This window comes from Methylotenera oryzisoli, assembly GCF_004661485.1.
GTDB lineage: Bacteria > Pseudomonadota > Gammaproteobacteria > Burkholderiales > Methylophilaceae > Methylotenera > Methylotenera oryzisoli.
The window spans coordinates 57,197-77,274 of sequence record NZ_PQVH01000014.1 but is presented as its reverse complement, the minus strand read 5'-3'; the positions used below and the strand labels follow the sequence as shown (position 1 = coordinate 77,274).

At 45.8% G+C, this 20,078-nt stretch carries 25 protein-coding genes; 16 read left to right on the top strand and 9 right to left on the bottom strand.

Annotated elements, in window-relative coordinates; translation table 11 throughout:
- Positions 1-12: 12 nt before the first annotated feature.
- Positions 13-84, bottom strand: a complete 72-nt coding sequence (pqqA, locus tag C3Y98_RS11550; protein ID WP_135278826.1) for a pyrroloquinoline quinone precursor peptide PqqA — start codon at positions 82-84, stop codon at positions 13-15.
- A 311-nt stretch (positions 85-395) separates the two neighbouring features.
- On the opposite strand from pqqA, the gene C3Y98_RS11545 reads away from it, so the two are divergent.
- The 9 genes from C3Y98_RS11545 (at position 396) to C3Y98_RS11505 (ending at position 4,689) form a co-directional block, all read left to right on the top strand.
- On the top strand, positions 396-602 hold the full coding sequence (locus C3Y98_RS11545) for a hypothetical protein (RefSeq protein WP_135278745.1): 207 nt from the start codon (positions 396-398) through the stop codon (positions 600-602).
- Between the two features lie 31 nt (positions 603-633).
- Positions 634-933, top strand: a complete 300-nt coding sequence (locus C3Y98_RS11540; RefSeq protein ID WP_135278744.1) for a hypothetical protein — start codon at positions 634-636, stop codon at positions 931-933.
- A gap of 36 nt (positions 934-969) precedes the next feature.
- Entirely contained in the window at positions 970-1,587 is a 618-nt protein-coding gene (gene rpsD / locus C3Y98_RS11535; RefSeq protein ID WP_135278743.1) for a 30S ribosomal protein S4, read from the top strand.
- A gap of 169 nt (positions 1,588-1,756) precedes the next feature.
- Positions 1,757-1,978: a hemin uptake protein HemP gene (locus C3Y98_RS11530; RefSeq protein ID WP_135278742.1), complete on the top strand. Its 222-nt coding sequence runs from the start codon at positions 1,757-1,759 to the stop codon at positions 1,976-1,978.
- A gap of 7 nt (positions 1,979-1,985) precedes the next feature.
- Positions 1,986-2,258: a hypothetical protein gene (locus C3Y98_RS11525; protein WP_135278741.1), complete on the top strand. Its 273-nt coding sequence runs from the start codon at positions 1,986-1,988 to the stop codon at positions 2,256-2,258.
- Between the two features lie 149 nt (positions 2,259-2,407).
- Positions 2,408-2,575, top strand: a complete 168-nt coding sequence (gene hemP, locus C3Y98_RS11520) for a hemin uptake protein HemP (protein ID WP_135278740.1) — start codon at positions 2,408-2,410, stop codon at positions 2,573-2,575.
- Positions 2,576-2,628: 53 nt separating this feature from the next.
- A complete protein-coding gene (locus C3Y98_RS11515; RefSeq protein WP_135278739.1) occupies positions 2,629-3,462 on the top strand; it encodes an energy transducer TonB in 834 nt (277 codons plus the stop codon).
- Between the two features lie 58 nt (positions 3,463-3,520).
- Positions 3,521-4,273, top strand: coding sequence for a MotA/TolQ/ExbB proton channel family protein (locus C3Y98_RS11510; RefSeq protein WP_135278825.1), 753 nt, complete (start codon positions 3,521-3,523; stop codon positions 4,271-4,273).
- The gene (locus C3Y98_RS11505; protein WP_135278738.1) at positions 4,270-4,689 is read left to right on the top strand and encodes an ExbD/TolR family protein; all 420 of its coding nucleotides are present in this window, start codon (positions 4,270-4,272) and stop codon (positions 4,687-4,689) included. Before C3Y98_RS11510 ends, C3Y98_RS11505 begins: the two co-directional genes overlap by 4 nt.
- A 173-nt stretch (positions 4,690-4,862) precedes the next feature.
- On the opposite strand, the gene C3Y98_RS11500 is transcribed toward C3Y98_RS11505, so the two are convergent.
- The 5 genes from C3Y98_RS11500 to C3Y98_RS11480 form a co-directional block, all read right to left on the bottom strand.
- Positions 4,863-5,483: a cation efflux transmembrane domain-containing protein gene (locus C3Y98_RS11500; RefSeq protein ID WP_135278737.1), complete on the bottom strand. Its 621-nt coding sequence runs from the start codon at positions 5,481-5,483 to the stop codon at positions 4,863-4,865.
- Between the two features lie 163 nt (positions 5,484-5,646).
- Complete coding sequence (locus C3Y98_RS11495; RefSeq protein WP_135278736.1) at positions 5,647-6,870, bottom strand: ABC transporter permease; 1,224 nt, start codon at positions 6,868-6,870, stop codon at positions 5,647-5,649.
- Positions 6,870-7,601: an ABC transporter ATP-binding protein gene (locus C3Y98_RS11490; RefSeq protein WP_135278735.1), complete on the bottom strand. Its 732-nt coding sequence runs from the start codon at positions 7,599-7,601 to the stop codon at positions 6,870-6,872. The genes C3Y98_RS11495 and C3Y98_RS11490 overlap by 1 nt, the downstream gene beginning before the upstream one ends.
- Positions 7,602-7,615: 14 nt before the next feature.
- Entirely contained in the window at positions 7,616-8,830 is a 1,215-nt protein-coding gene (locus C3Y98_RS11485; protein ID WP_135278734.1) for an efflux RND transporter periplasmic adaptor subunit, read from the bottom strand.
- A gap of 6 nt (positions 8,831-8,836) precedes the next feature.
- Complete coding sequence (locus C3Y98_RS11480) at positions 8,837-10,285, bottom strand: TolC family protein (RefSeq protein ID WP_245234372.1); 1,449 nt, start codon at positions 10,283-10,285, stop codon at positions 8,837-8,839.
- Positions 10,286-10,620: 335 nt separating this feature from the next.
- Between C3Y98_RS11480 and C3Y98_RS11475 the strand changes: the two genes are divergently transcribed.
- The 5 genes from C3Y98_RS11475 (at position 10,621) to C3Y98_RS11455 (ending at position 15,635) form a co-directional block, all read left to right on the top strand.
- Positions 10,621-12,822, top strand: coding sequence for a TonB-dependent receptor (locus C3Y98_RS11475; protein WP_135278733.1), 2,202 nt, complete (start codon positions 10,621-10,623; stop codon positions 12,820-12,822).
- A gap of 223 nt (positions 12,823-13,045) precedes the next feature.
- The gene (locus C3Y98_RS11470) at positions 13,046-13,309 is read left to right on the top strand and encodes a PepSY domain-containing protein (protein ID WP_209308794.1); all 264 of its coding nucleotides are present in this window, start codon (positions 13,046-13,048) and stop codon (positions 13,307-13,309) included.
- 47 nt (positions 13,310-13,356) lie between these two features.
- The gene (locus C3Y98_RS11465) at positions 13,357-14,037 is read left to right on the top strand and encodes a Fe2+-dependent dioxygenase (protein WP_135278731.1); all 681 of its coding nucleotides are present in this window, start codon (positions 13,357-13,359) and stop codon (positions 14,035-14,037) included.
- Positions 14,037-15,107, top strand: a complete 1,071-nt coding sequence (locus C3Y98_RS11460) for an alpha-hydroxy acid oxidase (protein ID WP_209308793.1) — start codon at positions 14,037-14,039, stop codon at positions 15,105-15,107. Before C3Y98_RS11465 ends, C3Y98_RS11460 begins: the two co-directional genes overlap by 1 nt.
- Positions 15,108-15,143: 36 nt before the next feature.
- The gene (locus tag C3Y98_RS11455) at positions 15,144-15,635 is read left to right on the top strand and encodes a cytochrome b/b6 domain-containing protein (protein ID WP_135278730.1); all 492 of its coding nucleotides are present in this window, start codon (positions 15,144-15,146) and stop codon (positions 15,633-15,635) included.
- Positions 15,636-15,677: 42 nt separating this feature from the next.
- On the opposite strand, the gene C3Y98_RS11450 is transcribed toward C3Y98_RS11455, so the two are convergent.
- From C3Y98_RS11450 to C3Y98_RS11440, 3 genes are all read right to left on the bottom strand, one after another.
- Entirely contained in the window at positions 15,678-16,109 is a 432-nt protein-coding gene (locus C3Y98_RS11450) for a CBS domain-containing protein (protein ID WP_135278729.1), read from the bottom strand.
- Positions 16,110-16,397: 288 nt separating this feature from the next.
- A complete protein-coding gene (gene chrA, locus C3Y98_RS11445; RefSeq protein ID WP_135278728.1) occupies positions 16,398-17,750 on the bottom strand; it encodes a chromate efflux transporter in 1,353 nt (450 codons plus the stop codon).
- A gap of 224 nt (positions 17,751-17,974) precedes the next feature.
- Positions 17,975-18,790 carry a Tim44 domain-containing protein gene (locus tag C3Y98_RS11440; RefSeq protein ID WP_135278727.1) on the bottom strand — a complete coding sequence of 272 codons (816 nt, stop codon included), beginning with the start codon at positions 18,788-18,790 and terminating at the stop codon, positions 17,975-17,977.
- A 349-nt stretch (positions 18,791-19,139) separates the two neighbouring features.
- On the opposite strand from C3Y98_RS11440, the gene C3Y98_RS11435 reads away from it, so the two are divergent.
- Complete coding sequence (locus tag C3Y98_RS11435) at positions 19,140-19,652, top strand: MarR family winged helix-turn-helix transcriptional regulator (protein WP_135278726.1); 513 nt, start codon at positions 19,140-19,142, stop codon at positions 19,650-19,652.
- Positions 19,653-19,679: 27 nt separating this feature from the next.
- A complete protein-coding gene (locus C3Y98_RS11430; RefSeq protein WP_135278725.1) occupies positions 19,680-20,057 on the top strand; it encodes a YybH family protein in 378 nt (125 codons plus the stop codon).
- The last annotated feature ends 21 nt before the right edge of the window (positions 20,058-20,078 follow it).

Sequence of the window (20,078 nt, the reverse complement as noted above, 5' to 3'; positions counted from 1 at the left end):
GCTGAAATCAAATTACTTATTCATTACGTACATTGTTACTTCAAAGCCGAAACGCATTTCAGTTGCTGATGGTGATGTCCACATAATCGTTCTCCATAAAAAATAGTTTTAATTTAGAACCAGCATTTTTATACACATTAGCCTGGTTCGTGAAAGTGATTATGCGCGTATGTACCGATTTGCAAGCTATATGTATTCATGATTGATGCTTCATATTAATCATGAGAGCGCCCTCAGTTACTTAACATATATGGCTAATCGCGATCAATTATTTTGGGGTGGGCTGTGTTGAATAATGGTCATCAATAATACCTTACTAATTTAGTCAAAATTAACGGTTGACATATTAAATGAGAATCATTATCATTTAATTAACTTCTGGATTGGAGTAAATCATGAGTAAGCAATTAATTATTAGCCAAGCAAAGCTAACCGGTAATGAGGATTGCAAAGTGCTGTACAACAAAGCTAAAGACATTGTTGAGCTGGAAATTGGTGATACGTCTTTACGGCTTGAGGTGCGCAATTTTTTTATGATGAATGAAATGATGCGCAAAGCAGTGGCGAGATTGGTGATGCAAACAGAGTTGCATCAGGCGTAAGTGTTAAGTCAAATTACAAGCGAGTAAAAACATGCAAAAACAAGTTTCATCATTAAAGACGCCAAGTGAATTGTTTGACCCAGAGTTGCCAACTGCTAAAGAGTTAATGGCGGCAATTTGCTGTGTCGCTACGCAATACGCACTGAAGCCGTCGCAAGAGTTGGCGATATTGGCCAGTGATTTAGCCAATAAGCTGACGGCGCCAGAATATGCAGATAGCAAGTTAATAGAAGATATTGCCGAGCGTTTGGTGCAGCAATGGGCGCGTATCGTGAGTGAATACGGTGCCGAAGATAGCTGGTTGCTAGCTAGCCATCGCACACTGCAATAAGTTAATTAATATCAAATAAATAGATAAGGAAACAAGATGTCACGATTTATTGGCCCAAGATTAAAGGTGATGCGCGCACTGGGGATTGATTTGCCAGGCTTATCACGTAAAACGATAGAAGCGCGCCCGACGCCACCTGGCCAGCATGGTAATAAAGCCTCACGCAAGCGTCGCTCTGACTTTGGGGTGAAGTTGCATGAAAAGCAAAAAATACGCTTTAACTATGGACTGACTGAAACACAAATGCGCAGATTGATTTTAGACGCGCGTAAAGGCAAAGAGCCAACTGGTGAAAGATTGTTGCAGTTGTTAGAGCGCCGCATGGATAACGTGGTATTTCGTGCAGGGTTTGCACCTACTGTGATTGCTGCTCGCCAGTTGGTCAGTCATGGGCATCTTATGTTGAATGGCAAGCCTGCCAATATCCCTTCGATACGCTTAAACGTAGGGGATGAGATCACGATTAAAGCAAAAAGTAAAAATATACCTATGGTGGTTGAAACGATTAAACAGCCTTCACTGGAGCGTCCGGAGTGGCTAGCTTGGGAGGCGGATAAACAGTTGGTAAAAGTGGCGCACTTGCCGGCGATTACTGATGTGCCTTTCCCGGTTGATGTGCAACTGGTGGTTGAGTATTACGCTAACCGCGTGTAACGGTAGCGACAGAATTTAAGCCGCCTACTAACAGTGGCTTGAATGTAGTAAATGCATGGCAACATGCGTCTCCTTGATCTTAATTGGTCATTTAATGGTCGCGTTAGGTTTAATCACTTATGTTAGCCGACCATCTTTTTAAATTGAGCGTATCAATTGGGCCGCCATCATGAAAATTATTACTAATTTAACCTCTAAAGAGCACATGAGTTTTGATATAGCAATCGTGACAGACACTGCGCGTACGCATGAAGACATTAAGATTTCAAGGATTAAGAGATTGCACAGTGATAAGTTATTTACCAACGTAAAAGAGGTGATGATCGACCACGAGAACGAGACTTACATTTTACGTGTGACCAAACAAAATAAATTGATACTCACTAAATAGGTGTGACATGGAAAAAAATAATCAGCAGGAGCTAGCAATGAACAACGAACCGTCATGCTCGCGTGTTTTGTTATCAAAAAATGAAATAGGTCGGATAGTGTTTTGTGAGGGCTGTAGTGTGGCTGAGTTGGAAATTGGCGCAATTAGTTTGCGTATAGAGGGCAGTGCGCTTAATTCCCTAAAAATGTTGCTGGCAGATGCCGCGACTCGATTGACACTATATCAGCAAGAGCAGGCGGTTTATAGCAAGCAAACAGCCATCAATTACAACGTGCATTGATGCGTTCAACTAAATAGAATCAATAACATAGCGCATGATTAGTTAACAAATTGATTGACAAATCTAAATGATAACAATTATCATTGTGCTTCGAGTTTGTTGATGTGTAAGCATCTAAAAAACTTAACCGAATATAAAGTTAGACGAAGATGCTTAATGACAAGAAAAATGCACCTAAACTTGCGCAGGCTACCCCAGTGAAAGAGACCACGAGTGAGGCTTTATTCGCAGGTGCACGTGAGTTGGTGATTAAGCATTTTGGTGAGGATTACCGTTTAAGACTCACGAATCAAGGTAAGTTGATTTTAACGAAGTAGAGCTGATAGCGACCAATGAAAATTGGTTTTTTGCAATAGGATGGGAGGAAGATATGGTGTCAAATTCAGAACTAGTGGTGAATCCTCATTTCTTCTTGGATCCTGTTGTGAGCAGTGTAGAGGGTAGCAATAAGCAAAATGTAAAAGCTGCGCCGCTTAATGCATACGCTAGTACAGCATCCTCAGCAGAAGATAAAGTTTCTTATAAGTGGCTAGTCACCGTGTTAGTGCTGCATATGGCAGGGCTGATAGGCATTCTTTACGCTAAGCCGGAAACTGTTGAGCTAGAAAAGCCACAGACGCCGATGATGGTGAGTTTGGTGAGCCATGTTGAAAATATGCCGGAAGAAAAACCGTTGCCAGTGGTTGAGCAAAAGCCGGTAGTTAAAAAAGCCGTTGTTAAACCGCAGAAAGTGGTAGAGCAACCACGCGTAGTGAACGATGATGCAGCGAGAAAAATCGAACAAAAAGAGCCTGTGACAACAGAGAAGGTAGAAACACCAGTTGTTGCAGAAAATACACCAACCGATGCACAGCCAGCGGCGAAGGCTACAGATGTCGTAGCTGAAGTGGCAAAGGCAAAAGTAGCGCCTGAGCCAGCGATTGAGCCACCGAGTTTTGGTGCGGCTTACCTTAATAACCCTGCCCCGGCTTACCCTATGTCAGCCAGACGTATGGGCGAGCAAGGCAAAGTATTGCTCAAAGTATTGGTGTCAGAAGAAGGCAAAGCTACCACTGTGCAAGTGGATAGAAGCAGTGGTCATAGCAAGTTAGATGAAGCAGCTGTTGAAGCGGTGAAGAAATGGAGCTTTGTGCCGGCAAAACGCAGCAACAAACCAATGAGCGCATACGTATTAGTGCCAATCAACTTTTCACTGAATAGCTAAGTTACAAGATTTAAGCCGTAAGATTAATGTACAGATTACAAATGAAGCGAGGTAAATGATGCAAAACGGGTATGAATTTAATAGTTGGGAATTTATCACGGCTGGCGGACCAGTTTCTATACTGGTAGCTTTGGTGCTGTTGGTGATGTCTGTTGCAAGCTGGTATTTTATTGTGACAAAAAGCATTGCAGTATGGCGCACACGTAGTGCCTATAAAGCTTACCTGGCTGCATTTTGGCAAGCACCAAGTTTAGCGGCTGCGGTAAAGCAAGGTCAGCAGGCTTCAGCGACAGGCATGGCGAGATTGGCAGAAAAAGCAGTTCTTGCCGCTGAACATCATAAATTACACGCAGCTAAAGCCGTAGAAATTGTTGCGCAAGACGAATTTGTTGCACGTGCAATGAACCGCAGTATTGCTGAAGAAAGTGCAAACATGGAGAGCGGCCTTACCGTGTTGGCATCTGTTGGTAGTGTGTCTCCATTTGTGGGTTTGTTTGGTACGGTTTGGGGTATTTACCACGCACTGGCAAGCATTAGCTTAAGTGGTCAGGCAACGCTAGATAAAGTGGCAGGCCCAGTAGGTGAGGCATTGATTATGACGGCATTTGGTTTGGCGGTGGCGATTCCTGCTGTGCTGGCATACAACGCAATTGTACGTAGCAACCGTGCCTTGTCTGCTGAATTAGAAAAGTTTGGCTATGAGCTACATACCTTGATTATTACTGGTGCAGTCATGAGTACTAAGCGTGATGCGCACAAGCACCATGATGCCGTACAGCAAACCATGCATGTGGTGGGTGCATCAGCATGATAGGGTCAGGTCATAACGCAGGTGTTTCATCTCATTCAGCCCCTATGTCTGAGATTAATACAACACCATTAGTCGACGTGATGTTGGTGTTGTTGGTGATATTTATTATTACTGCGCCGCTACTCACGCATGCGGTAAAGATTGATCTGCCACAAACCAGCAGTCAGCCTATTCCTGAAAAACCTGAGGTGATTTCAATTGCGATTGATGGGGCAGGTAAAATGTACTGGAATGATGCAGCGCTAGTGGATGGTGAGTTGAAAGTAAAGTTGCAGGAAGTGGCGCAAAAGAAACCACAACCTGAACTGAATATCCGCGCAGATAAAGAAACGCGTTATCAGATTTTGGCTGAAGTAATGGCTGATGCACAAAATGCAGGAGTCTCTAAATTAGGCTTTGTCAGCGAGAGTAAGTAGTTGCTAACTTAATTGATAGGAAATGGCGCAATAGTAATTGCGCCATTTTTTTTGCGCTTAATGTATATGGGTTATGGGCTCTATGCCTTTGTAATCGGCATGCGCTTAGTGCTCAACCCACTACCTGCAACGCATGAGGTAATCTGGGCCAGATAGAAGCCGAAACTCATCGTTTATTGTTGATGATTTAATTCTGACCGTGCTTTTTTGATCACCTGCATTGCTGCTGATACGCCTAAGCTTGCCATGATTGCTGCCACTACCAGATCAGGCCATGCGCTTTTGCTCCCCCATACGCCCAGTGCGGCCATCATAACGGCCATGTTGCCGATAGCATCATTTCTGCTGCACAGCCATACCGATTGCATATTGGCATCCTCGTCGCGGTAGGCATAAAGCATCATAGCGACGCTTACGTTTGCCAGTAGGGCGATAAGCGCTATCAAGCCCATAGTCTCAGCTTTAGGGGTTGCATCGTGCAGCGTAGACCATACGGCTGTGACGAGTATCAATAATCCAAAGCTACCCATGGTTAGCCCTTTAAGCAAGGCAGTACGCGCGCGCCATGCAAGGCTCATGGAGAGCGCCGCTAAAGAGACCCCATAGTTTATGGCATCGCCAAAAAAGTCGATTGCATCTGCCATGAGTGATACTGATTCCGCTTGGACCCCACTCAAAAGCTCTACTATAAACATTGATGCGTTGATGATTAACGCAGCCCACAGTATCTTCCGATATTGAGGTGTCAGTTGCTTAGTGCTGCTACATCCACTGCTGCAACAATCTTTAGCCATGGTTTCTCCCTTGGCATATTACCTACTAGAGTTACGATAATACTCTCTTACCAGCCCATACTAAAACAATCATATTGTGGCTAGCATGGGCTGGCTGAGTAGCGGACTAAGGTTTTTGCACAAGGCCTGCACTATCAGTATGTGCGTAGTCGGCTAGATAGGTTTATTGATAGCGCAATGCCTCAATCGGGTTGAGTCTTGCGGCTTTACGTGCTGGGTAAAAGCCAAAGAATACGCCTATGCTGGCGGCCACACCAAAGGCGATGGCGACCGAGTTTACTGAAATAATAATCTCTGCCTTGGTGATGGTGTTCACCATAATGGCTCCACCTACCCCTATCGCAATGCCGATTAAACAGCCGACAATCGAAATAACGATGGCTTCTAGCAAAAACTGCAATAGGATATCTCGCTGACGCGCACCAATTGCCATGCGTATGCCTATTTCACGAGTACGTTCCGTCACTGATACCAGCATGATGTTCATGATGCCGATTCCGCCGACTAGTAAGGAGACAGAGGCAATCGCGCCTAGTAGCAGTGACATGGTCCGTGTGGTTTCTGCGGCAGAGTTGGCAATCGCGGTTAGATTGCGTACCGAGAAGTCACTTTCCGCACCCTCGCGGATATTGTGGCGTTGATTCAGTAAGCTATTTAAGCCTTCTTCCACCATGGACATGGTGTTGTCAGATTCTGCCTGTACCATGATTTGCCTGACGCTGCCTGGGAGTTGGTTGCCAAAGAGCTTACGTTGCGCGGTGGTGAGCGGCACGATAATGGTGTCGTCCTGATCGCGGCCATCTAAGGTTTGGCCCTTGCTATCCAGTACGCCTAAAATCACAAACGGGCTCTGTTTGATACGGATAGTTTTACCGATAGGGTCAATATTGTCGCCAAAGATATTCTGTACGATAGTTTTACCTATCAATGCCACGCGGGTGGCAGAGCGCAGGTCCGATTCAGAGAACGCATAGCCGTCACTTAAACTCCAGCCGCGTATTTCTAAATAACTGGGGGTGGTGCCGATGATGTCGGTATTCCAGTTGTTACTGCCGAATACGATTTGTGCCTTGCCCATAGTGACGGGTGCAACGCCAATAACACCGTCAAGCTCAGTAGCTGCATTTGCATCCTTCACATTCAGTGATGGTGCGTTACCTGTGGCTGATCTCGCACCTCCCGCAGTTGGCGGCCCAGAGAGTACAACAAATAGGTTGCTGCCCATCGCGCTGATAGAGCGTTTAACTGCAGCCTCCGCGCCCTGGCCAATCGCCATCATCAATACTACGGCACTCACGCCTATTACCATGCCTAACATGGTTAGAAACGTGCGTAAGCGGTTAGCGCCCATGGCGTGCCATGCTTCACCTAGCATTGCAGTAAACATTAAATAGCCTCGCTCATTGGTTGCGTGGTGGTCATGCCAATTTGTTTGGTGCGCGTGTCTTGCACAATTCTTCCGTCTAAAAATCGTACTTGGCGGCTGGCGTGTTCTGCAATGTCTGCCTCATGGGTTACTAATACGATAGTGATGCCTTCTTGATTGAGTTCAGAAAATAGTGCCATGATTTCTTCGCTAGTGGTGCTGTCCAGATTGCCTGTGGGTTCATCCGCTAATATGAGTCTGGGCTTGTTTACCAGCGCGCGTGCAATAGCCACGCGCTGCTGCTGACCGCCAGAGATTTGGTTGGGGCGCGAGTTCAGGTATTTAGCCAGACCTACTTTTTCTAATAGTAATTTGGCACGGGCATGGCGCTCAGCTTTATCAACACCAGCATATACCAGTGGTAACGCTACGTTGTCCAGCAGGCTAGAGCGCGCCAGTAAATTGAAACCTTGGAATACAAAACCTATGGTTTTGTTGCGTACTTGCGCCACCGCATTCTGCTCCATATCGGCAACAGGGTGTCCATCTAATATGTACTCACCTTTACTTGGTTTATCAAGGCAGCCCAGGATGTTCATAAACGTGGATTTTCCTGAGCCGGAATGCCCCATAATGGCTACGTAGTCACCATTTTCAATGCTTAGGTTAACATTCTTCAGTACCGGGAATGGTCCTGCCGCCGTTTGGTAGTCTTTGTATAGGTGGTTGACTTCAATAACGCTATTTTGCATGGCCTATATCCAATCTAGAACATTCTAGGCCCGCGCATGTTGCCGCCAGCCTGCGCTTGTCCATTGCTTTGCAATTCAGCCACAATCACTTGCGTGCCTATATTGATGCCATGTGTTTTTAAATCTTGGCCGGTAATCTCGGTATAGCGACCATCAGTAATGCCTGTGCGCACCTTAATCGCTAAAGGTTTGCCATCTTTTAAGATATAAATGCTACCTGTGTTGAGGTCTGAGCCTTTATTTCCCTTTTTACGGCCACTCGCATTTTTACGGGGTTCGTTTTTCGCACTGTCTGCAGTGTTGTCGTCTAATTTTGGTTTGTAGCGTAGCGCCGCATTGGGTACTAACCACGCCTGCTCACGCTTGGCAACGCCAATGTTCACGTAGGCGGTCATGCCTGGCAGTAGTAGTTGCTCGTTGTTATCAACTGAAATCACTACATCGTAAGTGACCACGTTTGAAGTGTTGGTTGGATTGAGGCGCACTTGTTTAACTACGCCCTCAAAATTGCGGTTGGGGTATGCATCCACATTAAACTTGGTGACTTGCCCCACTTTGATATTGCCAATATCGGCTTCGGCAAAGCTGGAGTTAATCTGCATTTTTGATAAATCTTGCGCAATTTTAATTAAGGTTGGTGTTTGAAAGCTCGCAGCAACGGTTTGGCCGACATCTACCACCCGATCCACCACCACGCCTGAAACCGGTGAGCGGATGATGGTGAAGTTTAAGTTGGTTTGGTCACGAGCCAGCAAGCCGCGTGCGCTGTCTAGTTGTGCTTTGGCAGACTTTAACACTTGTACTGCAGTATCTAACTCCTGTTTTGATACGTACTCCTGCACATATAGCTGGCGTATACGTTTTTCATTGGCCTGCGCTAACTCAACCGCTGCTTGATTGTTGCGTACACTGGCTTGCGATTGGCTAATTTGCGCCATGAATAGCGAGTTGTCCAACTCCAAGAGTACCTGGTCTTTTTTGACGGCATCGTTAAAGTCTACGTACAGCTTTTTAACGATACCGGAAATCTGTGTACCCACACTCACTAGCGTTACCGGGTTGAGCGTGCCGTTGGCCGAGACTGTTTGTTCAATATCGCCCTGTGTGATTTCCGATAAGCGATAAGTATCAGCCGGATTGGTCTGGTGCGTGCGTTGATAATAGAAATAAGCGGCAGCACTTAACGCGATGAACGCAATAATCAAAATGATGTTTTTAAATAGTTTCATAGCAGGCTAATCTATTGATGGAGTATTGGTAGTAGGCAAAGCATTAACGGTCGCGCTCGGCAGTGACTGAATCATTGCATGATCCAAGGAGCCCATCGCCTGAGCTAGTGTAGCGCGTGTAATGTTGGCGTTAAGTGCAGCCTGAATTTGCTGTTGATGTGCGCTGGCTAGGGCACTTTGTGCATTGAGTGTATCAATAATATTACCTACACCTGCTTTGTAGCGCCCAAGCGCTACGCGATAAGACTGCTCCGCGCTTGCTACCAGCACTTCGGTCGCGCTCACAGATTCCAGTGCGGTGCGTAAGTTCTGGTAGGCCGTCCATACATCTAACGAAATTTGCAGCCGCAAGCGATCACGTTGTGCCGCACGTAAATCTGCAGTCGCTTCAGCTGCACGTATTCTGTAGGTTGGGGCGTATCCGTTGAACAGCGGAATTGCCACCGTCAAGCCCAAGGTTGAGTTGTTGCTGGTTGCCAGGCTAGAGCCATCCTGTAGGTTGTTGGACATAGAAACCGAAATAGTAGGTTTTGCTGCGGCCTTGCTTGCATCAATGCTGGCTTGTGCTGCTTTCAGTTGCGCCTCGCTGGCAATCAGGTCGGGCCGTCGCAAGCTGGCTTGCTCTATTAGTAAGTTAACATCGCTCAATATGTTGGCAGATGGTATAACTGTATTGCTCACTAAGCGTATTTGTTGGTTGGCCGGTAAGCCCATGACATTTGCTAGGTTGCCATAAGCGGTTTGCAAGCTGCCCTCGTTGGTAATGCGTGTCAGCGTCAGTTGTGCGTAAGCGGTTTGCGCTTGCAATTTGTCTGCGGGGGTTGATACGCCGGCGTTGTATCTTGCTTCGGCTGCTTTAAAGCTTTCGTTACCTGCACGTTCCGCCTGTAATGCAGCTTCTACTGCGGCAGTCTTGGCTTGCACTTGATAAAACGCTACGGTAGCTGCAAGCAGTACATTCTGTACTGTGCTGCTTTGGCTAGCGCTGGCTGAGAGCAATAATTGGCGCGCACTCTCTAAATTTGCATTGCGGTTCCCAAAGTCATACAAGAGGTAGCTCGCCACCAGACTATTGCTTAAATTCAGGTTCGGGTTGTTGCGTGTTGCTGATTCCGGGTGTAGCACGCTCAGGTTGCTGCTTATATTATCGGTTAAAGTGGGTAGGTAAGCTGATTTTGCAATACCAAGCTGGGCTGCCTGTACGCGCGCACTCGCCCAAACTTCACTGGTTTGTGGGTTATTACACAAACTGGCATTGGCAACTTCTGCCAATGTGAGGGGTTTGGCAAAAGCTGATGCGGATAGCTGGTCTGCGCAGGGTGCATCTAGTGACTGATAGCCATCCGTGAGTTTTGGCAATGCAAATAGCTTGGTTTGCAGTGGGTCGTTCTTCTTGGCATGTTGATCTTGGTACCAGATGCTATCTTCAGCAAAAGCCTGGTGAGTGATCAGCACTAAGCTAGCCACACATAAGCGTATGTTTATATTGGTCTTTGGCACAATGTTATATTGAATCGATTTTGAGGTTGAGGCGCATGATGCAAATTTTATCCCTAAGCAGTCAGTGTCGTCATTGCTGAAAATGACTGGTTAATGATTATGAAGCTAATCATACATAATAGTTGCAATTCTAAATGAGAACAGTTATCATTAGCGCTTAATTTACTTAGTTTTACATTTGTAAGGGTTATGTAAAGCTTAATTAATCATTTTTAGCCAGCCAGTAAGTGTTGCACATGCAATAGACTTAGTTAGCCAGCGATTGACATTTATCATTAGGATACTAAAGCATGATGTTGACACAACATAAATCACTGACACAAAAATCACTGTATTTAGCGGTGATGCTGGCTTTACCAGCCGCAAACGCAATTGCCGAAGAAAAAACGGCAGAAGTAGCGCCACAACAAACACTAGAAGAAGTGAATGTAAAAGCTGTTTCAGTCAATGAGATTGGTGGCTACCAAGCAACAAAAACCCGCGTAGGCAAAGTGTTGCAAGATCCACAAGATGTTCCACAGGCAATTACCTCAGTGACGCATGATTTAATGCATGACCAGCAAATAAGCTCACTACGCGATGCATTGCGCAACGTGTCTGGCTTAACCTTTAACGCGGCTGAAGGCGGCCGTGGCGGCGATAACTTTAATCTGCGTGGCTTCTACACATTTGGTGATATCTACTTAGATAATATGCGCGATACAGCGCAGTACTACCGTGAAACATACAACTTGGACCAAGTGGATGTACTGCGTGGTTCTGCAGCAATGCTGTTTGGTCGTGGTCAAGCGGGTGGCGTGATTAACCAAGTGACTAAAATGGCTAAGCTTGAAGATAAAAATACGGTTACTGGCAGTTTGGGTAGTTACTCTTACCACCAGCTTACTGGTGATTTTAATAAGAAACTAGGCGATACCACAGCGATTCGTGTCAATGTGATGGATAGACATGAAGAAAACTATCGTAGAAACCCTGCGACGGGTGATCATCCTGAGATTGACCGTCAAGGTATTGCGGTTAGCTTTGGCACTGGTATCGGTACGGATAATGAGTTCTATTTGAATCACGTCTACACACAAACACGTGATGTACCAGATTTTGGTATTTCATTCTTTAATAAGCGTCCAGCTAACCGTACCGTTGCAACCGGTAAAATTGATGACAAGACTTTCTATGGTGGCAATCAAAACTTTGATAATAGCGATACGCGTGTTACTACCGGTATTTTTACCCATAAGTTTTCGGAAGATACGCAGCTACGCACTCAGTTGAGAAGTGCAAGTTATGACCGTGCGTATTGGGCAAAGACGCCACATCAAACCGCTGCAAATGCAGTGCCTACTAATGCTTCGTTAGTCCTAGGTCAGAATCAGGCAAGAAAATCAAGCTACGATACATTGAATTTGCAATCAGACTTCAGCACAAAATTAAATTTGGCTGGAATGAAACATCAAGTATTGGCGGGCGTTGAGTATTTGAAAGAAGACTCATATCGTCAGAGCTTACGAAATATAGGAACTGCCTCTGTGCCTGGTTACACTGAAAGCCAAGTAACAGGGACACCAACTAAATTTGATGCAGATAACTACGCAGTTTATGCACAAGATACGATTGAGTTTGTAAAAAACTGGGATTTGTTAGTGGGTTTGCGTCGAGATGAACTTCGCGCAGACTATTCAAGTGCTACATCACCAAAACTTAGCTATGGTGAAAATAGTTATCGTACCGGTTTGTCTTGGCACCAAACACCAGATAGCCATTACTATCTTAGTTTTAGCGATTCATTCAGCCCAACAGCAGATTTGTATCAGCTGACAGTTGCGCCATTGCCGCCTGAAAGAAGTAAGACAGTTGAGTTAGGTGCTAAATGGTTGTTCCTAGATGGTGATTTATCATTTCGTACAGCGTTATACCGTACAACTAAAGACTGGGAACGTAGTACCGATTTAGAGGCTACCGCAAGTATCCTTACTAAGAAACGTCGCACCGATGGTCTGGAGTTTGAACTGGCGGGGCATTTGACGGATAACTGGGAAGTGTTTGGTGGTGTGGCATTTATGGATGCAAAAATTCTGGAAGTTGCAGAGAACGTGAATGCAAACACCGGTCTGATTACACATGCTTACGCAGGATACAAAGGCCAACGCGCACGTAATACACCCGCCATGACAGCCAATATGTGGACAACCTATACCATCGCGGGTAACTGGAAAATTGGTGGTGGTTTTGAGGCTAAAGGCGAACGTACTGGTTATAATCCAAGCGGTGGTGCAGGTACTAACTTTGTGAATGGTGCATTCAAGCCTAATGTGGTGCCTGGCTATACCCGCTGGGATGTAATGGCAGCCTATGAGGCAAAAAAATGGGCCGTACGTTTAAACGTGAAAAACCTGTTTGATAAAGTCTATTATGGCGATGTTTACGATAACGGATCTTTCCTGACGCCAGGTAACAGCAGAACGGCAATCTTAACAACAGAGATCAAGTTCTAAGTTATGATGCTAAAAAAGCCATGAGTAGTCCTCATGGCTTTTTCTGTTTATTATCTGGTTTTTAAAAGCGGGCTCGAGGTGCATTATTTTAAGTTGTGTGCGCCTAATAATTGAATTAATTTTGCTTGCATGCAGTCGATAGCATAGCGGTGATTGAAGCACCGCCATCATTACAACATGGCTCACACGTGGGCTAGAACCTAAATTGATAAAGGATTTGAATATGCGTACATTGTTCGCCTTATTGGCTTTGCTCCCTATTTACGCACACGCGGCGGCAGATTGCCCTGTGCACCCAAAAGAAGAGTGGGCATCAGAAGACACGTTGAAAAAAGCTTTGGCAGATGAAGGATATACCATCAAGAAGTTTAAAGTGGATGGTAATTGTTATGAGATTTACGGCCGCAATAAAGATGGCAAAAAAGTAGAAATCTACTTTGATACCAAAACCTTGGCAATTATCAAGGCAGAAGGTATTAAAGACTAACCCAAAGTTAGTACAATCTAACAATTAGCGTAACCCAAGGGAATCGTATGTTGCAGCATGTGCCTGATGTATTAACGGCGGAAGAGTTGGTGGAAGCGCGGCGTTTACTGGCCAGCGCGAACTGGGTCGATGGCAGGGTCACCGCGGGAACGCAAGCTGCAATTGTGAAAAATAATCAACAGCTGCCGGAAAATGCGCCCGAAATACGCGCCCTCAGGCAGTTAGTACATATGGCGCTTGGCCGTAACCCACTATTTTTCTCCACGGCACTGCCTTCTAGAATCTTACCGCCATTTTTCAACCGTTATATTGGGCAAACCAATCATTATGGATTTCATGTCGATAACGCGATGCGCATGATGCCAGATGGTAGTGGTTATGTGCGTGCCGATGTCTCTGCGACGTTATTTTTATCAGAACCGGATGAATATGAAGGCGGTGAGCTGATGATAGAGGATACCTTTGGTCGCCATGCATTCAAGTTGAAAGCAGGCAGCATGGTGGTGTATCCATCATCATCTGTACATCAGGTGACGCCTGTGACTAAAGGTGCACGAGTGGCTTGTTTTATGTTTATTCAGAGCATGGTGCGTGACGCCGAAAAACGCCGCCTGTTGTACGACATGGATATCTCGCTGGCGCAGCTGCGTCAAACGGTAGGTGAGTCTGAGGCAGTCGTGCATCTAACGGGTGTGTACCACAATCTTTTACGGCTATGGGCTGAGTAATGGCTTTGCTGAACAAGTTGACAGCGATTCCGCCCGGTATTCAAACTGCACAAGATTATCTTGCACACGCCCAGCCAAGATTAAGCCCTGATGTTTTGCATTACCTTGAAGGCGGCTCTGGTAAAGGGTTTAGCCTCAAAGCGAATTTAGAGGCGTTTGACCATGTGCAATTGATGTCCAGACCTTTGGTGGATGTAAAAGGTGGCCACACCCGTTTCAATTTATTTGGGCAAGATTTTGAGCATCCCTTATTGCTGGCGCCAATCGCATACCAGCGCTTGTTTCATGATCATGGTGAAAAGCTCACTGCCATGGCCGCCAATGCGCAGGCCGGGCAAATGGTCGTTAGTAGCCTTGCCAGCCAATCGTTAGAAGAAATTATTGAGGCGGCTGGTCAGCCTTTATGGTTCCAGTTGTACTGGCAAGGAGATCGCTCACGCACTTTGCGCTTGCTCAATCGTGCATTGTCAGCAGGTTACAATGCAGTGATGTTTACTGTGGATGCGCCGGTTAAACAGGCTGTTATGGAACTGCCTGACGGCGTGCGCGCCGTGAATCTGGAGTCCCCATTGTCGCAGCCGCCTGTGCAAGGCCATCAAAGCTTGGTGTTTGATGGCTGGATGACGCAGGCGCCGAGCTGGGATGATGTAGCTTGGCTGCGAGACCAAATCAACGTGCCACTAATAGTAAAAGGCCTACTGCATACCGAAGATGTTGCAAGTGTTTTGCGTCTGGGCTGCGATGGGCTAGTGGTTTCTAATCATGGTGGACGCGTGTTAGATGGCGTGCCGACTAGCCTTGCCGTGTTGCCTGAAATTGCCAATTTGGTTGCCGGGAAGGCTTGCCTGCTTTTTGATAGCGGCATTCGCCGTGGGCAGGATGCATTTAAAGCGCTAGCGCTTGGTGCCGATGCCGTGATGATTGGCCGCCCTTATGTCTGGGGGCTCTCAGTTGCGGGTGCCTTGGGTGTTGCGCACGTCATACGTTTAATGCGCGATGAGTTGGAGATGACCATGGCGCTTTCTGGTGCTGCTACCTTAGCTGATATTAAGTTAAGTCACCTATCTTGAGTTAAGTTAGTTTGGCGCGAATGCGATAGAAAAATAATGATGAAATGGACATTGATAGTACGGTTAACCCATTGGCTAGTCGCTGCTGGGGTGATTGTGAATTTCTTTAATGAATCTGGTTACACGCACCGCTTGATAGGATACATCTGCACTGGGTTAGTGCTGTTACGCTTAATTAATGGTTTGTTCTTTGCGCGTGTAGAGGCTTCAAAGCTGCATTTGCCTGAGGTTAAAGCGATTAAGTCACATGTTCAATCGTTATTAAAGCGAGAGAAGCATGATTATGTTGGGCACAACCCGTTGGGGCAATATGCGGTTTACGTAATGTGGGCGTTGATTTTATTGCTGGCACTGACAGGCTGGCTCAGTCGCACGGATGAGTTGTGGGGTGAGGACTGGCCTGTTGATTTGCACGAAGCTTTATCTTACTTATTGCAAGGCATGGTTGTTCTGCATTTGCTGGCAGTGACAGTGTTATCTAAATGGTTAGGCAAAAACTTGGTCGGCGCGATGGTGCGTGGTAAATAATGACGACGGTACTTTAGTTGCCATTGCCTCACTATTGGCAAGCTAGCTCTTAATATAGCTTTGCAACTGCTTAATCAGCTCTTGCTGATATGCAATAGTTTCTTTCACTAAATCGCCTATCGAGAGTACGCCTACCACTTTCTCGTCCACCACTACAGGTAAGTGTCTGATACGGTGCTCTGTCATGAGTGACAATGCGTGCTCTACCGAGTCATTGGGGTTGGCAGTCAACACCTTGCTAGTCATTACTTCGTTAATTGAGGTGGTTTTAGATGATCTGCCTTTAAGAATCACTTCACGCGCGTAATCGCGTTCAGAAAAAATACCGACTAAGTTTTGCCCATCCAGCACAATTAAAGCGCCAATTTTGTATTCAGCTAAGATGACTAACGCGTCGAATACAGGGCGGTGCGGTGCGATTGAAATGACTTCTTTATACTTTTTACCATCTAGTAATTGTTGTAGTGTTTTCATGCTGCTCTCCCTTGTGATGCGTAAAAATACGTCCAAAAAAGTGTTGTGCAAAAAATACTGTATAAATAGTAAATATACACCAATAATTAGTTTTACCAATGATATTAAAGACTTAAAGTCAATTGGCTAACTTATTCTTGAGTTGTAAATTTGATGATTGGTGTGTGTTAACTGAAATGTTCTAGTTTATAGTTAATTTCTAGGCTGCTTTAATCGATGTTTGCACTTTTTAATAAGCTGTACTAGCCCTTGAGCTTAGATGGGAGTGCATTAGTTTTTCTTGTGTGGTTATGCCAGTAGCTGCCAAGCCATGCCTAGTATGCCGCCAGCTACAATCACCAAAATGACATTGGCTTTGTATTTGAATATGGCAAGTGTCGCTAAAGCGGTCAGCGCAACTGAGAGCCAGTCAATTTGGCCTGTAAGCCCTTGTGGCGAAAATACATGGTACGCAAAGAACAGTGCTAAATTGACGATGACACCGACCACTGCTGCGGTAATGGCACTTAATGGTGCTGTGAATTTAAGGTTGCCATGCGTAGTCTCGATGAATGGGCCACCCAATAAAATCAACACAAAACTGGGCAAAAATGTAAAAAAGGTGACAATGGTTGCGGCGATAAAAGCAGAGGAAAATAGGGCATCTGCACCAAACACCTGCGTCACCCAGCCGCCAACAAACCCTACAAATGTCACCACCATAATCAGCGGGCCGGGCGTAGTTTCGCCAAGGGCTAGTGCATCAATCATTTGCGTAGGTGTTAGCCAGTGGTAGTGTTCAACTGCGCCTTGATACACATAAGGTAAGACCGCATAAGCACCACCAAAAGTCAGTAAAGCCGCTTTGGTAAAGAACCAGCCCATCTGGGTAAATGCTCCATGCCAGCCGTAGTTTGCCATTAGCGCCGCCATGGCAATGAGCCATAGTGCTATGCCTCTGATGGCTACTTGCCATAATCTATGCCAGCTAAATAATGCATGTGATGGGGTGGGTGTGTCGTCATCAATCAGGGCTGTACCGTAGCTTTTTTGCGCAGCGCCGTGACCACCGCCCAGCTTGAAGTAATTGGGGTAACGGTTACCGCCTACGTAACCTATCAGGCCGGCAGTTAACACAATGAGCGGAAAAGGTAGTTTAAGTATAAAAATAGCTAAAAAAGCCGCAGCTGCAATACCCCACATCAGCTTGTTTTTAAGTGTGCGCAGGCCGATTCTATAAGCGGCGAACATCACAATCGTAACCACAGCAGGCTTAATGCCATATAGCGCCCCGGCAACTGCAGGCACTGAACCGTAGGCCATATAGATGTAGGCGAGACCTACTAGAATGAAAAATGAGGGCAGGAAAAATAAGGTGCCAGCAACGATACCACCCCAAGTGCGGTGCATGAGCCAGCCGATGTAGGTAGCCAATTGCTGCGCTTCCGGGCCTGGCAGTAGCATGCAGTAATTCAATGCGTGTAGAAAGCGCTTTTCTGAAATCCAGCGTTTATTTTCAACTAGGTCGTGGTGCATGATGGCGATTTGTCCGGCGGGGCCGCCAAAACTAATAAAGCCAAGTTTGAGCCAGTAGAAAACAGCTTCTACAAACGGTACTGGGTTGGGGGCTGGGTTTAGGTTTTTGTTGTGATGAGCGTCCATCGCTTCTCCTCTAAGGCATTATGCCATAAGATTTGAGCAGGCCTTGGACGTGAATGTCTTGAAACGGGGAGGCTGCTAATTCCCCATATTTTGATGTTAATGTTTTTCTAGTGCAATCGCAAGGCGGTTCTACTAGCTAACAGCAGGTAGTGACTATGCAAATATCTTTTGCCATAGCCACTGCCCGCTGATTCTTGCAATTGACAATCAAGCTCGCGTTAAGCCTAATTTAGTTGTTGAATCCCGGCTAGCAGCCATTTTTCTTGGCTATTGGTCGTGTCTTTCTGTATATGCCACACCTCATCTATGCTTTCCAGTGGGCCATTGTTCTCACGCATTTGGCCCGTAAAGCGGACGCTGGCGATTACGTATGTATCTTCATTTGCTACTTCTAATAACTCTGCGTTAATCGCAACAATTTCAGTAGTCTGCACATCACTGCCTCGTTCTTGCATTTGCATAGAGATTTCTGCAAATACTTCAGGGGTTGTATATTCGCGCACGTCGTTAATGTCTTTTCTATCGTTGGCTGCCTGTAAGCGTATAAAAGACGCTTTGGCGCTTCTCAAAAAGCTATCTACCGGAAAGTCATGCGGAATTTGATGGCTGCTTCTTGGTGTGCCGCCACTGCTAAGTGCTTGCTCGATGTTAGGGCTAGGCGCGTTGTATGCGCCACTGTTCCCTGCATATTGCATGGTTGGCTGCTGCGATTTTTTGAATCTTGCGATTAAGAACATGATGGCGGCAGCAGCTGCAAGTGCCATTAATATAGAACCCATGGCATCACCCATCCCCGAGCCAGCAAACATGCTCGCAAGTGCGGCGCCAACTGCCAAACCGGCTAATGGACCTAGCCATTTACTCGCTCCAGACTGTGCAGGTTTAGGTGTAGATTCTGGTGCCCTTTGTGATTGTTTTGTCGGTGCAGGTCTGCTTTTGCCAAAGCTGCTGCCTCCGCCAAAACGTTTTGCTTCTGCTATTGAAGACATAAAACTGACACAAGTGATAGCAACCATTAATAACATCAAAAAGCGTTTCATTATGTTCCTTATTAAACCGGTAAAAGTCGAAAAACTATTTCTAAAAATAACTTACTCGCATTGCATTTTACAGCGTAATTGCTAAGTTTTCAGTAGCGCTAGTTTAAATGAAAAACTTACAGATCAATCTGATTGACTGTTATCAAGTCATTGATGATCGGTTGCTGTTGTCTGCTAAGGCTTATATATAGGCGTTATTGTGAGAGTGCTTGCATAGTGGTTTTTGGGTTCACCAGATTTTTTATACTTCGTTTATTGTTAGAAGTAGTTACGGCTGTCAGTCCATATCTTTATTTAGGATTAATATCCCCTTGACATAGTTAGCTAGCTAACTATAATGTACCTAATTATGCTAGAACTAAAAGACTTACCTACAACTGGTGTGCTCCATAAGTTTGCTGAACGATATCCTGATGCGGATATCACGGCAGTGTCGAGCTTTTTGCATTTAATGCGGGTGGCAACCGATTTATCTATCGCGTTGGACGCTTGCTTGAGTAAACATGGCTTATTGCAAGGACGCTGGTGGGTGCTGATTTTGTTGATGCGTGAGGAGACTCAAGCATCAACACCATCTGTGCTGGCAGATAAAGCTGGTGTTACACGCGCAACCATGACTGGTTTGATTGATGGTTTGGAGCAGAGTGGCTTAGTCGAGCGGGTGTTTACCAAAAGTGATAGGCGTAGTGTCTCGATTCACCTCACCGAGGCGGGGCAAGCAAAGCTGGATGCAGTCATGCCTGATTACTACCAGCGCTTGAGGTTGTGCATGAAAGGCCTTAGTGAAGCGCAGCGTGAGCAGATGCACCAGATGCTGGATTTAATCAATTTAGGCATTCCGGAACTAACCAAGCAGAAGTAAATTATTTTCAAGAAATTAGGAGATCACATGAGTAATATCCAACAACAAATTAGTGCAATCAACCAAAGCTTTGACCATGCGTTCAACACCAAAAATGCTGCCGCGATTGGCGCACTGTATGCTGACAGTGCGGTGGTGATGCCAGCGCCAGCAGGCGAGCCTGTGGTAGGCGCTGCTGCAATCCAAACGTTTTTTGCTGGGCTGATTGATGCGGGTGTCATTGAGCATCAACTCACTTTGGCCGATGCCGTAGAAGATGGCAATTTGGCTTATCAACGTGGTAACTGGGCCGGTGCAATGTTGAATGCACAAGGCGAAAAACAAACTTTTGGTGGCAACGTGCATTTGGTTTATCGTAAACAAGCGGATGGCACATGGAAAGCAGTTACGCATATTTGGAACTAAGCAGTTTGTGCAAGCAAATTG

Bases quoted from the DNA above. Each gene is read 5' to 3' on its own strand.
- C3Y98_RS11475 (WP_135278733.1), top strand. From the start codon at position 10,621: ATGATGTTGACACAACATAAATCACTGACACAAAAATCACTGTATTTA.
- C3Y98_RS11435 (WP_135278726.1), top strand. From the start codon at position 19,140: ATGCTAGAACTAAAAGACTTACCTACAACTGGTGTGCTCCATAAGTTT.
- C3Y98_RS11430 (WP_135278725.1), top strand. From the start codon at position 19,680: ATGAGTAATATCCAACAACAAATTAGTGCAATCAACCAAAGCTTTGAC.
- C3Y98_RS11540 (WP_135278744.1), top strand. From the start codon at position 634: ATGCAAAAACAAGTTTCATCATTAAAGACGCCAAGTGAATTGTTTGAC.
- C3Y98_RS11460 (WP_209308793.1), top strand. From the start codon at position 14,037: ATGGCTTTGCTGAACAAGTTGACAGCGATTCCGCCCGGTATTCAAACT.
- rpsD (WP_135278743.1), top strand. From the start codon at position 970: ATGTCACGATTTATTGGCCCAAGATTAAAGGTGATGCGCGCACTGGGG.
- C3Y98_RS11440 (WP_135278727.1), bottom strand. From the start codon at position 18,790: ATGAAACGCTTTTTGATGTTATTAATGGTTGCTATCACTTGTGTCAGT.
- C3Y98_RS11465 (WP_135278731.1), top strand. From the start codon at position 13,357: ATGTTGCAGCATGTGCCTGATGTATTAACGGCGGAAGAGTTGGTGGAA.
- C3Y98_RS11450 (WP_135278729.1), bottom strand. From the start codon at position 16,109: ATGAAAACACTACAACAATTACTAGATGGTAAAAAGTATAAAGAAGTC.
- C3Y98_RS11470 (WP_209308794.1), top strand. From the start codon at position 13,046: ATGCGTACATTGTTCGCCTTATTGGCTTTGCTCCCTATTTACGCACAC.
- C3Y98_RS11525 (WP_135278741.1), top strand. From the start codon at position 1,986: ATGGAAAAAAATAATCAGCAGGAGCTAGCAATGAACAACGAACCGTCA.
- hemP (WP_135278740.1), top strand. From the start codon at position 2,408: ATGCTTAATGACAAGAAAAATGCACCTAAACTTGCGCAGGCTACCCCA.
- C3Y98_RS11530 (WP_135278742.1), top strand. From the start codon at position 1,757: ATGAAAATTATTACTAATTTAACCTCTAAAGAGCACATGAGTTTTGAT.
- C3Y98_RS11490 (WP_135278735.1), bottom strand. From the start codon at position 7,601: ATGCAAAATAGCGTTATTGAAGTCAACCACCTATACAAAGACTACCAA.
- chrA (WP_135278728.1), bottom strand. From the start codon at position 17,750: ATGGACGCTCATCACAACAAAAACCTAAACCCAGCCCCCAACCCAGTA.
- C3Y98_RS11500 (WP_135278737.1), bottom strand. From the start codon at position 5,483: ATGGCTAAAGATTGTTGCAGCAGTGGATGTAGCAGCACTAAGCAACTG.
- C3Y98_RS11485 (WP_135278734.1), bottom strand. From the start codon at position 8,830: ATGAAACTATTTAAAAACATCATTTTGATTATTGCGTTCATCGCGTTA.
- C3Y98_RS11515 (WP_135278739.1), top strand. From the start codon at position 2,629: ATGGTGTCAAATTCAGAACTAGTGGTGAATCCTCATTTCTTCTTGGAT.
- C3Y98_RS11495 (WP_135278736.1), bottom strand. From the start codon at position 6,870: ATGTTTACTGCAATGCTAGGTGAAGCATGGCACGCCATGGGCGCTAAC.
- C3Y98_RS11455 (WP_135278730.1), top strand. From the start codon at position 15,144: ATGATGAAATGGACATTGATAGTACGGTTAACCCATTGGCTAGTCGCT.
- C3Y98_RS11510 (WP_135278825.1), top strand. From the start codon at position 3,521: ATGCAAAACGGGTATGAATTTAATAGTTGGGAATTTATCACGGCTGGC.
- C3Y98_RS11505 (WP_135278738.1), top strand. From the start codon at position 4,270: ATGATAGGGTCAGGTCATAACGCAGGTGTTTCATCTCATTCAGCCCCT.
- C3Y98_RS11545 (WP_135278745.1), top strand. From the start codon at position 396: ATGAGTAAGCAATTAATTATTAGCCAAGCAAAGCTAACCGGTAATGAG.